The sequence below is a fragment of the Halobacillus sp. A1 genome, assembly GCF_024189295.1.
In the GTDB taxonomy this organism is placed as follows: domain Bacteria; phylum Bacillota; class Bacilli; order Bacillales; family Halobacillaceae; genus Halobacillus_A.
Window position 1 is genome coordinate 220,461 of the sequence record NZ_JAIZEN010000003.1, and the last position, 14,595, is coordinate 235,055.

The following is a 14,595-nucleotide window of genomic DNA, read 5'->3' on the forward strand; positions in this document are numbered from 1 at the left end:
ACCTGAATCATATGAATAGGCTCTAAGACGACTCTCTCTTAACTCTATTTATAATTGGATCACTAAACTGTAAAGCAAGAGGTGAATGAGATGTGGATCACGGTTATAGCTGTCGCAGTTACAGTCTTGCTGTTTTGGCAGAAGATATCTTTACCTGAAATCAACAAAAAAACGACAAGATCTTATTCAATAATTATCCCTGCTCGTAATGAAGAAAAGAACTTGAAGAAGTTACTTCCATCTATACTCACAACCAAAAGCAGTCTTAGAGAAGTCATAGTAGTGGATGATGAATCAGAGGACCGCACACGGGAAACAGCTGTTGAGTATGGGGCGAAAGTTATTAGTAATCCTCCTTTACCAGAAGGGTGGATAGGAAAATCATGGGCTTGCTATAATGGGGCGAAGGAAGCTAGGGGGAGGAAATTAATATTCCTCGACGCTGATACATGGCTTTCACCAAATGGTTCAGAAAGAATGATAAATTACTTAGAATCAAAAGGTAAAGATACATTAGTTACGGTTCATCCTTATCACTATATGCAATCCTTTTGGGAAAAGCTCTCTGCAGTGTTTCATATGGTCGTTTTTGCTTCATCGGGCACGACATCTATTTTTAAAAACAAAGCAGGCACACAAGGTGGATTTGGCCCCTGTTTACTCATTGATTCAGATACCTACTGGCATTTACAGGGGCATTATGCAATACGGAGTGAAATAGTAGAGCATCTTGCACTGGCCAGGCGAGCTGAAAAGAAAGGAGTGAAGACCTTTGCGTTCAGCGGCAAAGATGTTCTGAACATGAGGATGTATGAAGCTAACCTCAGGGCTGTGATAGAAGGTTGGTCTAAAAGTTTCGCATCAGGGGCAAAAACGGCCTCACCCTGGATGACAGTTGCAGCTGTATTATGGATTACAGCCGTTGTATCTTTTCTAATCAATATCCCCAATATAGGATGGTGGAGCGCAGCCGGTTATGTGATTTTGTCGTTTTGGCTCTACCGGACTTTAAAGGAGATGGGAAATTTCAATGTATATGATGCGTTGCTTTTCCCGCTTCATTTTCTCTTTTTTGTATTGCTCTTTGTTTATTCCCTTCTTAAAACTTTTTTGTTTAAACAGTCGTCTTGGAAAGGACGAAATATAGCGGGGAAGAAGTAAAGGGCTTATTGCTGTATTGTTGGACTCTAAACTATTTAAATGGAAGTTGGACGACGTTGTTACAAGGCAGATGAAAATGGAGGACTATGATGATTTCATCGTTTAATGTATGAAAGCTAGAAATTCAGCAGGGTAATCGGCAGCTAGAGCAGCCTTCCCTGCTGAAACCAGTCCCGGTGACGAAACGTTAAAAATGGGTAAGGGAGGGAATAAGATGAGCGCGAAATATATCAGATATTCATTCATCACAGGAAACATAGCATTTGGTCTATGCCTCATTTTATTATTGTTGATCGAGGCTCCCTCTCCCTATTTAGGCAGTCTTATTGTTGCTTTCCTCATCTTTGAAATCAGTTTCTATCATCTATTTGATAAAGAAAAACAGAAGAGTAAATGGTTGTGAGGAATTTATCTCTTTAACTGTTTATTTAACAAGGGGGGGTTAGATGATCAAAAAAGATTTGATAAAAAATAATAAGCGCTTAACTTTAGTAATTTCTCAAATTATTATGGTGGGATTAATATTTGTGGATTTGATTATAATCTTACGCAATGATGCTATCGCTGCCAAGTTGCTGGCACTCTTCTCATTTGTCCTTATCGCTTTATTTTTAGCTTTTACTTTCAAAAATCGTCCAACGTTGAAAAAGAATTATAAATAAACACTTCGGTTACCGATTCAAAAATTTGGGTTCTTCTTGATGAAAATGGTAATCTGGACATATTAATAGAGAGGAGTGGTTAGCGATGTATTCATCAATCCCGGAAATCACGCTTCATGACGGTTTAACACTGCCGGCTATAGGTTTTGGTACATATAAGTTGAATGGTAATGAAGGGGCGAATGCGATCAGCAGCGCTGTTGATGTAGGTTATCGACTGATTGATACGGCTTACAACTACGAGAATGAAGGGACTGTCGGAGAAGCTGTACGACGCAGTTCTATCCGAAGGGAGAATTTAAAAATTACTTCGAAACTCCCGGGGCGTTACCAGGCATACGATAAAGCTGTTCCGGCCATTCAAGAATCATTGTACCGAGCGGGACTGGATTATTATGATTTGTACCTTATTCATTGGCCGAACCCTGACCAGGGGAATTATTTAGAAGCATGGCAAGCACTATTAGATGCGAAAAAATGGGGATTGATCCGATCTGCCGGAGTGTGTAATTTCCTTCCTGAGCATTTAGAATACTTAGAAGAGGAAACCGGGGAAAAACCAAGTATCAATCAAATAGAATTACATCCATTTTTTAACCAGGAAAAGCAAAGAATCTGGCACGAAAATAACAATATAAAAACTCAATCATGGAGCCCGCTTGCAAGAGCTAATGAAGTTATGCAAAATGAAACGCTTAAGAAAATCGCCAGACAGCACAATAAAACAATTTCTCAAGTAATTTTACGCTGGCACTACCAGCTCGGTTCCATTCCAATTCCTAAATCCTCTTCGCCTGAACGTCAACTCGAAAATATTTCAATTTTTGATTTTACTTTACATGAAGAAGAGATGGGTATGATTGCACGTTTAACGCAATCGAATGGCAGAATCAATGATCAGGACCCTGCGACTTATGAAGAATTTTAAATAATTGCGGCGCAATTCTGAAGGGAAGAATTGCGCCATTAACATACCTTACAAACGTATGGAGAAGGTCCAGGGAAGTGCTGTTACTCCTTTAAGTATTGCTGGCACAATAGAAATTAGGTGTGATTTATACTTTATCGCAGGAATAACTTAAAAGCTTGCAAAGAATCTGCAAGCTTTATGTATTCGATAGAGGCAGTTAAATCACCTGCGCTGCGAACGAGGAATGTGCTGGTTTTGTTCAAAGTCCCTGAGAGCTGACTCTTGATCAAAAGGTACAAACTCTTCCTCTCTTCCATATTCCGAATAACTTTGACGGCCTGACGACTTGTATCTTATATGGAATTCCTCTTCATAATCAGATGGTTCTTGATCTAAAGGGTGATGTTTCATACCAGAGATCCACGTTTCAAAATTATATGTCCCTCTATTAATGATTTCACACAAATCTTCCAGGGATTGAGCCAACTCATTTAAACAATCCAGTCCATTCCTTAAAATGATGCCGCGTTTTCTTGCACTGTCAATAGAATGCTCTAAACGATAAGATTTCTCCTGATAAGTGAATTCAATAAAACAGCTGCTGCGATCCCAGTTGAAATGGAAATCATCGATATTTAGACGCTTGATTACCTTTATAAGCTTTCTTTCGCATAAAGTTTGTTCCTTGTGCGGCATCCATTTGAAAAGGACATTCTTAAACGTACTGGTTTTAAACATACGATCTACCCTCTTTCTATAGATTACGATTGTCATGCATTTCTCTTATACTGTTAATTTCTTCAAAAGGTAACCAGTTTCCTGCTGGAATCGTTTTGCAATTTCCGCGTTCCCATAACAAAATATCGGGGAATACGACTCGTTTTTGCCACTAAGTCCCTTGGTGTGCCAGCAATTGACATATAGTTTGAAATTATTACCAAAAAATAGTTTACTACCAAAAGGAGTTTGAGAGATTTGGTGGACTCCTGCTTTAATCACCTGGGCCGTCCATGTCCGCAGAAGTACTAACTATTTAGGAGGAATGAGATGATGAAGTGGTTTGCTTTCATAGTTATTTCTCTATCTATTTTTGGGCTTTTAACTGGGAGTGAACACTTACTTCCTTATGTCCTCCTAGCATCAGGTATCATTATGTTGATCACCGGCTTTAGCGACTGGATCCGGAAAGAAAAATTGATAGGACTGGTTTTAGTTGCCCATTCCCTTATAGAATTCATCTGGGCAGGTTATATCGTATTTTTGTAGAACTTCTTTCTGTAGACTTGGACTAGTGTAGATTGAAAGGGTTAAGCGTTTGAAAAGCTCATCAATGTTAAAGGCTATTGTATCATCGGGCGTAGAATAATTAGTTTTAAAAAGGAGTGTATTGATGTTTACGAGCGATAGGATTCATTTAAGAAAGATGAATGAAGATGATTTCCACATTTATCATAATTGGAGAAGTAATATAGAAGTCATGCAATACACAAATCCTGAGTTGGATGTTTATTCGCTAAGGGAAACAGAACAATTTATTAAAAGCATCTGTAATTCAAATACAACTAAAAACTATATCATTGAATTAAACGAATCGGATAAACCGATTGGAATCGCTTCATTAGTTCATATGGACCTGAAGAACCGTAATGCGGAATGTATAATCGATATTGGTCATCAAAGTTATTGGGGGAGCGGATACGGCAAAGAAGTGATGAATATTCTATTGGACTACAGTTTTTCAGAAATGAATTTACATAAGCTATATTTGAGAGTCTTTTCTTTTAATGAAAGAGCGATTAAACTGTATGAAAGTTTAGGGTTTTTAAAAGAAGGGGAGCAAAAAGAACACATATTCAGAAACGGTAAGTGGCATGGAATCATCACTATGGCAATCTTCCAATCTACTTATATACGACAACGTTAAGACTTGAAATCGAATATAGCCTGTCCAATCATGATATTTTTTAAAAAAAGCGGAGAGGATGGTTCGATAATGAAATGGATGTTTATTTTATCAGCTGCCAGCGCTCCATTATTTTCATTAGTCGATAAGGGAGCCACAGGCATTCTTTTATCGCTGATGTTCTTATTTCTCGCCGCTTTTTTCAGTAAACCAAGATTGTCAAATAAGGATAAGTTCTAGTACATGGTTGTCGCAAGGGTGGGAATAAACTTATCAATCAAATAGCTGAAGCCACTCTGTAAAATACAAAAAGCCAGTGCTTAAGCACTGGCTTACATAACTTCATACCTTTAATTATTGAAATGATTTGACCCCTAGATAATGATCCTGCCAATAGTCGATATTTAAATCAGCTACTTCAACACCATTACTTCCTGAGTGGATCATTTGGTCATCGCCAATATAAACGCCACTGTGAGAAGCACCTTCCGTATCATAAGTTCCTTCAAAGAAGACAACATCCCCTATGCTTGGTGATTCGACTCTCTCCCCGTCATATAACCACATATCGCTCTCTTTTCTATTTAAATCCACCCCGACTTCATCAAAGACGTGAAGAATAAATCCGCTGCTGTCAAAGCCTTCAGGAGTCGTTCCTCCCCATACGTAAGGCGTGCCGATCTGGTCTTCAGCAATCGATACTACGTCAGATTGAGAAGCTGATGTTTCGTTAGTTGTTTCTTCCACAGAAGAATCTTCTTCTGCGCTGGTCGTTTCTTCCTCAGAAGAAGATTCTTCTGAGCTTGTTGGCTCTTCCGTAGAAGAGGAGTCATCTGATTCTGTATCTTCAGATGACTGCTCATCGTCATTGCTAGAGTCTTCAGAAGAACCGGATAATTTATTTTCTGTATTCTGACCGACTAATCCGTCGACGGATAAACCATTATCCGCTTGGAATTCTTCGACTGCTGCTTCAGTAAGAGGACCGAAAATACCGTCCAGGCTCGATGTATAGTAACCTTTGGATTCAAGATCTGACTGCAAGGACTTTACGTCTTCTCCGCGATCTCCGTCACTTAAAATAGAAGAATCGGAAGAGCTGCTTTCATCCGCAGCTGACGGATCTGCCTTAGCAAATACACTTTCGCTTACTACAGGTGTGAATGCTAGAGATGTGACTAAAGCAGAAGAAATCACATACTTTCGCATAGACTGAGATGACTTGACCATTTAAATTCCTCCTTGAATAATTTACCCGTGTTCAATGGGTAATGACTAATCCGTTTGAAAAAAGTGAAATATTTAGTCTGACTTCTTTCGGGCTATGTATACCCTGTGTGCTGAAGGACCTATATTAAATCACAGGGTTTTTTCAAACTAGTTCTCAGTCTATCAGATATAGATACGCTGCAGGTTTCAAACTCTTTAAGCCTGGATGTTAATCGTATTACAGTACATTACACTTTTAACAAAAAATACTAAGAAGAGCACCGTCTGCCTAAGAGGATGGCGCTCTTCTCCTTAAAGAAGCTATATAGGAAGAGGTATAGGTCACTCTTTCCATGGTGGAAGCATTTTATTAAGGGGCCGATCTTTACGGTAACCGAGCACATATTCAGCCTGCATGATTGTATGAATTTCTCTTGTGCCTTCGTATATAACGGGAGCCTTTGAGTTTCGTAAATATCTTTCTACGGGATACTCATTGGAATACCCGTAAGCGCCATGAATTTGAACAGCATCATCTGCTGCTTGATTGGCAAAATCACAAGCCTGCCATTTGGCTAAAGATGTTTCTCTAGTATTACGCACACCGTTGTTTTTTAATTCGCCAGCACGGTAAACGAGGAGACGGCTCATTTGTAAGCCGGCTTCCATTTTGGCGATCATCTGCTGGACAAGCTGGTGTTTTCCGATCTCTTTACCGAAGGTTTTCCTATCATGACAATAAGAGACACTAGCCTCGAGACAGGCCATAATCTGCCCGCAAGCTCCTGCGGCAACAGTGAAGCGGCCATTGTCTAAAGCAGCCATCGCAATTTTAAACCCGTCACCTTCTTCTCCGAGTCTATTTTCTGCCGGAACGTCGATGTGGTCAAAAAATAATTCGCCAGTATTGCCGGCACGAATACCAAGCTTGCCCCTGGTAGCTTTTGAAGAGAATCCTTTCATCGTCCGTTCCACGATAAAAGCGGAAATGCCATGATGTTTTTTACTTTTATCCGTGTAGGCGAACACAAGGAAATGGTCGGCCGTATCACAAAGTGAAATCCACGTTTTCTGCCCATTGAGGATATATGAATCTCCTTTACGGACGGCGGTCGTCTGCAAAGCAGCAACGTCGGACCCTGCATTCGGTTCAGTTAAGCCGAACGCACCTAATTTTTCCCCCTTTGCCTGGGGGAGGAGGTACTTCTTTTTTTGCTGGTCGGTGCCGAACTGCAGGAGGGTCATGCTGTTTAGTCCTGTATGGACGGAAACCGCTGTACGAAACGCTGTATCTCCCCGTTCTAATTCCTCACACACGATCGCAAGTGAATTATAATCCATACCGCTCCCACCGTACTTTTCTGGTATGCATACGCCCATCAATCCTAACCGGGCAAGCTTCTGCAATACACCCTTATCGAAATGACCGTTTGCATCCCATTCTCCTATATACGGCATCACTTCTTTATCGACAAAATCCCTAACAGTTTTACGCAGCATATTCTGTTCGTCACTAAAATCAAAATTCATAGAATCCCTCCTTAAATCGTACGACTGTTCTTTAACTCTTCAATAGTTTTCTGGTCATATCCGAGAGCCTGTAAGATTTCCTCGTTATGCTCACCCGGTTCGGGGGGATGACGATTGAAACCAACAGGGGTTCTTGACAGTTTCAAAGGGCTTCCGATCATTTTTATAGTTCCTGCTTTCGGATGGTCGGCGGTCATGAACATATGACGGGCATGAAGTTGTTTATCTGATACGAGATCCTCCAAAGTTTGAATCGCGCCAAATGGCACGTTACCGTCCTGGCATTTCTCCTTCCAATATAGGGTTGTTTGTTGTTCAAATGCACACTGAAGAATCGCTGAGAGTTCCTTACGGTTGGTTACTCGATCCGCATTCGTTTGAAATCGGGGATCAGATGATAAATGCGGCTGTTCAATCAAGTGACAAAGGGAAACAAATTGATGGTTATTCCCAATGGCGATAACCATTTCGCCGTCCCGGGAACGGAATGTCTGATAGGGGACGATGTTCGCGTGATGATTGCCTAGTCTTTCAGGATTTTTTCCCGACATCAAATAGTTGCTTCCAATATTGATAAGTGAGCTCACCGCGGAATCATATAAGGATAAGTCAATTTTCTGCCCTTTACCTGATTGCGTTTTTTCCAGTAATGCCGACTGAATCGCTATGCACGCGTACAGACCCGTCAAAATATCCGAAATGGCAACACCCATCTTTTGTGGTCCTGATGACTCACTGCCTGTAATACTCATCAAACCGCTCATGGCCTGGACAATAAAATCATACCCAGGCAAATGCTTATACGGACCCGTTTCGCCAAAACCCGTAATAGAACAGTAAATGATACGTGGATTGATCTTACGTAATGCCGAGTAATCAAGACCTAACCGCTCCATCGTACCTGTCTTGAAATTGTGGAGGACGACATCACACTCAGCGGTTAATTTTTCAATAATTTCTTTACCGTTTTTCGTTTTCAAGTCAACTGTGAGGCTTCTCTTATTTCGGTTCGCACATAAGTAATAAGCACTTACCCCTTGTTGAAAGGGTGGACCCCATTGTCTCGTTTCGTCGCTGCCGCCCGGTGCTTCCACTTTAATGACGTCGGCCCCGAGATCTCCTAGAATCATCGAACAATAAGGACCGGCGAGTACTCGTGTTAAATCAAGTATCTTAATGCCATGTAAAGCTGCATTCAAATCCATCACATCCTTTCTGCATAAGGAAAAAGCCAGCCGAACCCATACTGTGTATGAATCCAACTGGCTTGGGATCAACTAGGTTTTATGAACGGTCAGAACAAAAATGAAGATGAGCACGTCTTACACTACACTGTATGTCCTTTTGGCTGAAAATATGTCTTAGAATCCATCTCCTCCATAAAAACATCTATCATGAAACGATTGTTCGCTTAATAAGATAGAACAGTGGGACAAATCGTCCGCTTATATTAGGGGGGATATTACGCAGCTGGGGGGAGAATGATGGCTTTTGGGTCAGAACGAGTAAATAGTTTGCCTCCTTATTTGTTTTCTGTGTTTCATCAAAAAAAGAAGGAATTACAAGAGCAGGGAGTAGATGTGATTGATTTAGGAATAGGTGCTCCTGATCTGCCGACGCCTGCTTTTATTATTGATGCGTTAACTATTGAAGCAAGTGATCCGAAGAACCATAGCTATTCACCGTACGGGGGTTGTACGGAATTCAAGAAAGCCGTTGCCGATTTTTATAAAAGACATTATGGCGTCGACGTAAATCCTGTATCGGAAGTCCTCGCGCTGATTGGTTCAAAGGAAGGGATTGCCCACTTGATTCAAGCAGTTGTTGATCCGGGGGATGGTGTCCTTGTACCGGATCCTGGTTATCCCGTTTATTCATCAGCTGTACACCTGGCTCAAGGGAGAGTTATTCCTCTTCCTTTGTATGAGGAAAACCATTTCGCACCTCAGTTTCATTCGCTTACTCCTGCAGATGTAGACCGGGCGAAGATGATGTTATTGAACTATCCGAGCAATCCGACAGGTGCTACGGTCGAACTCGGTACATTTGGGGAAGCAATTAGTTTCGCAGAGAATCATAATCTGTGTATCGCACATGATTCAGCTTATGACCTTGTGACATTCGACGGCTATCGTGCCCCAAGTATTCTTCAAGTCCCTGGAGCAAAGGAAAGGACTGTTGAATTTGGTTCCTTATCGAAAAGCTTCAATATGACGGGATGGAGAATCGGCTACGTCGTCGGGAACGAGGAGCTCATCCACGCTTTATCGATTGTAAAAAGCAATACAGATACTTCACAGTTTCTGCCGATTCAAAAAGCAGGAGCGGCTGCATTGAACAGTGACTTTTCCACGATAAAAACAAATAATCGAATTTATGAAAAGCGAATGGAAATCATGCTTGATGCCATTAAAGAACTTGATCTAAAAGCGGACAAGCCGAAGGGGACTTTTTTTATTTGGGCAAAGGTTCCTAAAGGGTACACCTCTCAAATGTTTGCTGAAAAAATGCTTGCGGAAGCCGGGGTGATTGTTACGCCGGGGATTGCGTTTGGCGTAAACGGAGAAGGTTTCATTCGCATCTCGCTGTCTGCGCCGGAACATCGTTTGCATGAAGCAGTGAATCGAATGAAGAAATGGAAGACAAGGGGGCTTTCCTAATGGGGGATGGACAGCACCAGTCTATGTCAAGTTCCCGTGCCATTGTGGAGTGCCTGAAGCTGGAAGAGGTAGAGAAGGTTTTTTGTGTGCCGGGAGAGAGTTACCTCCCTCTTCTTGATGCCATTTATGATGAACCTGCACTTACTCTCATTTCAGCGAGACATGAGGGAGGGGCTTCTTTCATGGGAGAGGGTTACGCAAAAGCCAGCGGGACACCAGGCGTTGTCATGGCTACGCGGGGAGTCGGCGCCTCGAATCTTGCTATTGGTGTCCACACCGCCTATCAGGACTCCACTCCCATGGTCGTCTTTCTCGGTCAGGTGCACAGCAGATTCAAAGGAAGAGAAGGCTTTCAAGAGATTGATTTAGAGGATTTTTTTAAACCGATTGCTAAATGGGCAGTAGAGATCAATGAGGCAGCCCGCATACCGGAAATCGTGCAACGAGCGTTCCGTCTAGCAAGAACGGGTCGTCCAGGCCCTGTTGTCATATCATTACCGGAAGATCTGCTATTGGAAACAGCAGCAATGGATTTTGGTACTAAAGTTTCCAAACCTTCTCCAAGACCTTCTCGCAACGAAATCAAGGATATTGAACAGATTTTAAGAGGCAGTAAACGCCCTTTGATCATTGCCGGCGGAGGAGTAAAGAGTGCTGGAGGCGAAGAAACTCTAACAGATTTTGCAGAATCCTTTAACCTGCCCGTCATGGCAGCTTTTAGAAGGCATGATGTATTTCCGAATGACCACCACCTGTATGTGGGACACCTCGGTCTGGGAATGACACCAAACCTTCTGAGCATTGTGCGGGAGGCCGACACTCTGCTCGCCATAGGCACGAGGTTATCAGAAGTCACAACCCAGGATTACACGATTCTTACGAAGGCTCAATCACTTATTCATATTGATATCGATTATGAAACGATTGGTAAATCCTTTTCTCCACAAGTCGGGATCGTTGCAGATGCGAAGGAAGCCCTTAAGGATCTAACAAGTATGAATTTACCTAATGAATGGACGAGCTGGGCACGTAAATGTCGAGTAAAGTATACACAATCGCTGAAACCAACAGCAGGAAAAGTCGTCCTCAATGAGCAGATCATTTCAAGTCTTCAAAAACATCTGCCAAAAGATTCGATCATTACGAATGATGCGGGAAACTTTGCTGGGTGGCTTCATAGGTTTTATCAATTCAGTCAAAAAAACACGTACGTCGGACCTACGTCTGGAGCGATGGGGTATGGTATGCCTGCCGCCTTAGGGGTTAAGTTAGCTTTGCCTGATCGGACCGTCGTCTCTTTATCAGGGGATGGAGGGTTCATGATGACGATTCAGGAATTAGAAACGGCGGTTCGCTACGACATACCTGTCATAAGCATCGTGTTCAACAATTGCATGTATGGGACCATTCGAATGCATCAGGAAGTGCATTACCCTCATAAAATGATCGGCACCGATTTAGGGAGGGTAGCTTTTTCTAAGATTGCTCTTGATGTTGGAGCGGAAAGTTATTATGTGAAAACTGCTGAAGAGTTCGACAAAGCGCTTATTCAGTCGATCCGTATAAGAAAGCCGTCGCTCATTGAAATCGAGAGTGACCCTAATCAAATCACTGTTTCTTCCACGATTCAACAAATACGGAACAGACACTAATTTAAGGAGGTATGTAAGATGAGTCGTCAGTTAATTAAAGATGAAAAGCTGCGTAATTATATAAACGGGAAATGGTTTTTTCCATCTACTGAAAAGTATGCAGATGTAAAAAACCCCGCTAATTTAGAAACGCTTGTACAGGTTCCATTATCCGGTGAGGCTGAAGTCGCTGCAGCAACAGGAGCGGCTAAAATAGCACAGAAAAAATGGGCGCTCGTGCCTGCCCCTCAAAGAGCAGAAGTCTTGTATAGAGTAGGGCTTCTGATGAAGGAAAGAAAAGAAGATTTGTCTCAATTGTTGACGATGGAAAATGGGAAAGTCATTGAAGAAGCCCGCGGCGAGGTGCAGGAAGGAATTGATATGGCTTTCTACATGGCTGGCGAAGGCCGTAGGTTATTCGGACAAACAACTCCTTCCGAGCTGAAAGATAAATTTGCGATGAGTGTTCGTGCTCCAGTCGGTGTCGTCGGTATCATAACCCCTTGGAATTTTCCGATAGCAATTGCTACGTGGAAATCATTCCCTGCGATAGTTGCAGGAAATGCTGTCGTGTGGAAACCAGCTACCGAAACGCCGATCATGGCATATGAATTAGCGAAAATCTTTGAAGAAGCGGGGCTGCCTAAAGGTGTTATCAATGTAGTATTCGGCCCTGGATCGACAGTTGGAGAAGCTATGCTTGAGCAGGATGATATCCGTGTGATTTCATTTACGGGATCCAATGATGTAGGACGGAATATTGCTGCGAAATGCGGCGAGCGCTTGAAAAAGGTATCACTTGAAATGGGCGGGAAAAATGCGGTGATTGTCATGGACGATGCAGATCTGTCTCTCGCCGTTGAAGGAATTCTTTGGAGTGCGTTTGGGACAAGCGGCCAGCGATGTACGGCATGCAGCCGAGTCATGGTCCATGAAGATCTAAAAGAGGAACTGGAAGAAAGACTTCAGGTTGAAATAGCAAAATTGACGATTGGAAATGGACTAGATGAATCGATAAAGATAGGGCCAGTCATAAATGAAAGTGGTCTAAAGAAAATCAAACAATATATTAATATTGGAAAAGACGAAGGAGCGAGACTTCTTACAGGTGGTTATGTCATGGAAAGTGGAGAACATGCGGCTGGTCATTACTTTGCTCCGACGCTGTTTACAGACGTAACTGCTGATATGCGGATTGCGCAGGAAGAGATATTCGGACCTGTAGTTTCTCTTATCCCGGTTACCAGTCTCGAAGAAGCGATAGAGATTAATAATCAAGTGGAATTCGGCTTATCGAGCTCAATCTTTACACGAGACGTGAACAAGGTTTTTGCTGCTCAGCGCGACTTGGATACAGGTATTGTTTATGTGAACGCTGGCACAACAGGTGCAGAGATCCACTTGCCTTTTGGGGGTACGAAAGGAACTGGCAACGGCCACCGTGATTCAGGAGTAGCGGCTTTAGATGTTTTTACAGAATGGAAAGCTATATATGTAGACTTCAGCGGAAAACTGCAAAGAGCGCAAATTGACGTTGAATAATTGAATGACAACATCAGATTACCGGTGAAAAGGGGTGCAGACTATGAAAGTAGCAGTACTAGGTTCGGGATTAATGGGGAAAGAAGCGGCTCGGGATTTAGTTAATAGCGCAGGGGTGAAAAAAGTAGGGCTTGCGGACATCGACGTGCAAAGAGCAGAGCAAATTTGTCAGGCCCTCGGTTCCCCGAAAATCAAAGCATATAAAGTTGATGCCGGAAATTCAGAGCAGCTTGCCGAGTTTCTTAAGCAGTATGATGTAGTCATCAATGCATTATTTTATTCTTTCAATGAAATTGTCGCTAAAACGGCTATCGAAGCAGGCGTAAGTTCTGTAGACTTAGGAGGGCATATCGGTCACGTCACTGACCATGTATTAGATTTATATAACAACGCAAAAGCGTCTCAAGTGACGACGATTCCTGATTTAGGAGTAGCACCAGGAATGATCAATATTCTATCAGGTTATGGCGCTAGTAAACTCGATGTAGTAAAAGACATCCGGCTTTATGTAGGGGGGATTCCAGTACAACCTGAACCTCCACTTGAATATAATCATGTATTTTCCATGGAAGGACTGCTGGATCATTACACAGATCCTTCTACGATCATTAGAAATGGTAAGCTGCAGCAAGTAGATTCTCTTACAGAGCTTGAGCAGTTACATTTTGAGCGCTTTGGTCCACTTGAAGCCTTCCATACGTCAGGAGGTACATCAACCCTATTAAAATCGTTTCCTGATATCGACACGCTGGAGTACAAAACGATAAGATATCGAGGTCATGCTGAAAAAATGAAATTGCTCGTGGACTTAAAGCTCACGGGGAATGACCATGTTGTGGATGTGGGAGGTATTCAAGTAAAACCGAGGGAAGTTCTGCTGAAAACGTTGGATCCTATCGTTGATTTAAAAGATAAAGATGATGCCGTTTTACTTAGAGTATGTGTCGGCGGGGTCAAGGACGGAAAAGACACCACTTACCAATATGAAATGATTACGTACAAAGACCGTACAAATAAAGTGACGGCCATGGCTCGAGCGACTGCCAATACCATTTCTGTAGTAGCTCAAATGATAGGAAGTCAAATCATTACGAAAAAAGGGGTATATCCACCAGAGCAAATTGTACCAGGAGGCCATTATATTACTGAAATGGCAAAAAGAGGGGTAATGATTTCAGAACGGCGAATAGATGATGTTGATAGATAAAAAGTAATGATTATGCTCTCTATTAAAACTAAGTAGCAACTCCGAACAATATTTAAAAACAATCAATAACAATTAAACCATACCTCATAATAATACATTAAACGACAAACCTTATAAAGAGTTCTTTCTTATCCTGCTAATTTAAATTTTCTGCCAACGTTTTTAACTTGGAAGGGGAGG

At 42.1% G+C, this 14,595-nt stretch carries 15 protein-coding genes; 11 read left to right on the forward strand and 4 right to left on the reverse strand.

The window, feature by feature from the left end; genetic code table 11:
- Nucleotides 1-90: 90 nt before the first annotated feature.
- The 4 genes from LF817_RS05495 to LF817_RS05510 all read left to right on the forward strand — a co-directional run bounded on the left by LF817_RS05495 (nucleotide 91) and on the right by LF817_RS05510 (nucleotide 2,751).
- The gene (locus LF817_RS05495; protein ID WP_253934770.1) at nucleotides 91-1,161 is read left to right on the forward strand and encodes a glycosyltransferase family 2 protein; all 1,071 of its coding nucleotides are present in this window, start codon (nucleotides 91-93) and stop codon (nucleotides 1,159-1,161) included.
- Nucleotides 1,162-1,375: 214 nt separating this feature from the next.
- A complete protein-coding gene (locus tag LF817_RS05500) occupies nucleotides 1,376-1,564 on the forward strand; it encodes a hypothetical protein (protein ID WP_253934771.1) in 189 nt (62 codons plus the stop codon).
- Between the two features lie 43 nt (nucleotides 1,565-1,607).
- Nucleotides 1,608-1,823, forward strand: coding sequence for a hypothetical protein (locus tag LF817_RS05505; RefSeq protein ID WP_253934772.1), 216 nt, complete (start codon nucleotides 1,608-1,610; stop codon nucleotides 1,821-1,823).
- 85 nt (nucleotides 1,824-1,908) lie between these two features.
- Complete coding sequence (locus LF817_RS05510) at nucleotides 1,909-2,751, forward strand: aldo/keto reductase (RefSeq protein ID WP_253934773.1); 843 nt, start codon at nucleotides 1,909-1,911, stop codon at nucleotides 2,749-2,751.
- A 204-nt stretch (nucleotides 2,752-2,955) separates the two neighbouring features.
- Here LF817_RS05510 and LF817_RS05515 read toward each other — a convergent pair whose 3' ends face one another.
- Nucleotides 2,956-3,471 (reverse strand): hypothetical protein, encoded by a 516-nt coding sequence (locus LF817_RS05515; RefSeq protein WP_253934774.1) that lies wholly within the window; start codon nucleotides 3,469-3,471, stop codon nucleotides 2,956-2,958.
- Between the two features lie 309 nt (nucleotides 3,472-3,780).
- Between LF817_RS05515 and LF817_RS05520 the strand changes: the two genes are divergently transcribed.
- The 3 genes from LF817_RS05520 (at nucleotide 3,781) to LF817_RS05530 (ending at nucleotide 4,876) form a co-directional block, all read left to right on the forward strand.
- On the forward strand, nucleotides 3,781-3,999 hold the full coding sequence (locus LF817_RS05520) for a hypothetical protein (protein ID WP_253934775.1): 219 nt from the start codon (nucleotides 3,781-3,783) through the stop codon (nucleotides 3,997-3,999).
- A gap of 124 nt (nucleotides 4,000-4,123) precedes the next feature.
- Nucleotides 4,124-4,657: a GNAT family N-acetyltransferase gene (locus LF817_RS05525; protein WP_253934776.1), complete on the forward strand. Its 534-nt coding sequence runs from the start codon at nucleotides 4,124-4,126 to the stop codon at nucleotides 4,655-4,657.
- Nucleotides 4,658-4,726: 69 nt separating this feature from the next.
- Nucleotides 4,727-4,876 (forward strand): hypothetical protein, encoded by a 150-nt coding sequence (locus tag LF817_RS05530; RefSeq protein ID WP_253934777.1) that lies wholly within the window; start codon nucleotides 4,727-4,729, stop codon nucleotides 4,874-4,876.
- A gap of 114 nt (nucleotides 4,877-4,990) precedes the next feature.
- Here LF817_RS05530 and LF817_RS05535 read toward each other — a convergent pair whose 3' ends face one another.
- The 3 genes from LF817_RS05535 to LF817_RS05545 form a co-directional block, all read right to left on the reverse strand.
- On the reverse strand, nucleotides 4,991-5,866 hold the full coding sequence (locus LF817_RS05535; RefSeq protein ID WP_253934778.1) for a C40 family peptidase: 876 nt from the start codon (nucleotides 5,864-5,866) through the stop codon (nucleotides 4,991-4,993).
- 321 nt (nucleotides 5,867-6,187) lie between these two features.
- Nucleotides 6,188-7,375, reverse strand: coding sequence for an acyl-CoA dehydrogenase family protein (locus tag LF817_RS05540; RefSeq protein WP_253934779.1), 1,188 nt, complete (start codon nucleotides 7,373-7,375; stop codon nucleotides 6,188-6,190).
- 11 nt (nucleotides 7,376-7,386) lie between these two features.
- Nucleotides 7,387-8,574 carry a CaiB/BaiF CoA transferase family protein gene (locus tag LF817_RS05545; RefSeq protein ID WP_253934780.1) on the reverse strand — a complete coding sequence of 396 codons (1,188 nt, stop codon included), beginning with the start codon at nucleotides 8,572-8,574 and terminating at the stop codon, nucleotides 7,387-7,389.
- 285 nt (nucleotides 8,575-8,859) lie between these two features.
- On the opposite strand from LF817_RS05545, the gene LF817_RS05550 reads away from it, so the two are divergent.
- From LF817_RS05550 to LF817_RS05565, 4 genes are read left to right on the forward strand one after another with little or no spacing between them, the layout of a single operon-like run.
- Nucleotides 8,860-10,035 (forward strand): aminotransferase class I/II-fold pyridoxal phosphate-dependent enzyme, encoded by a 1,176-nt coding sequence (locus LF817_RS05550; protein WP_253934781.1) that lies wholly within the window; start codon nucleotides 8,860-8,862, stop codon nucleotides 10,033-10,035.
- Nucleotides 10,035-11,687 (forward strand): thiamine pyrophosphate-dependent enzyme, encoded by a 1,653-nt coding sequence (locus LF817_RS05555; RefSeq protein WP_253934782.1) that lies wholly within the window; start codon nucleotides 10,035-10,037, stop codon nucleotides 11,685-11,687. Before LF817_RS05550 ends, LF817_RS05555 begins: the two co-directional genes overlap by 1 nt.
- An 18-nt stretch (nucleotides 11,688-11,705) precedes the next feature.
- Nucleotides 11,706-13,208: an aldehyde dehydrogenase family protein gene (locus LF817_RS05560; protein ID WP_253934783.1), complete on the forward strand. Its 1,503-nt coding sequence runs from the start codon at nucleotides 11,706-11,708 to the stop codon at nucleotides 13,206-13,208.
- Between the two features lie 34 nt (nucleotides 13,209-13,242).
- On the forward strand, nucleotides 13,243-14,415 hold the full coding sequence (locus LF817_RS05565; protein WP_371925000.1) for a saccharopine dehydrogenase family protein: 1,173 nt from the start codon (nucleotides 13,243-13,245) through the stop codon (nucleotides 14,413-14,415).
- Nucleotides 14,416-14,595: the final 180 nt, after the last annotated feature.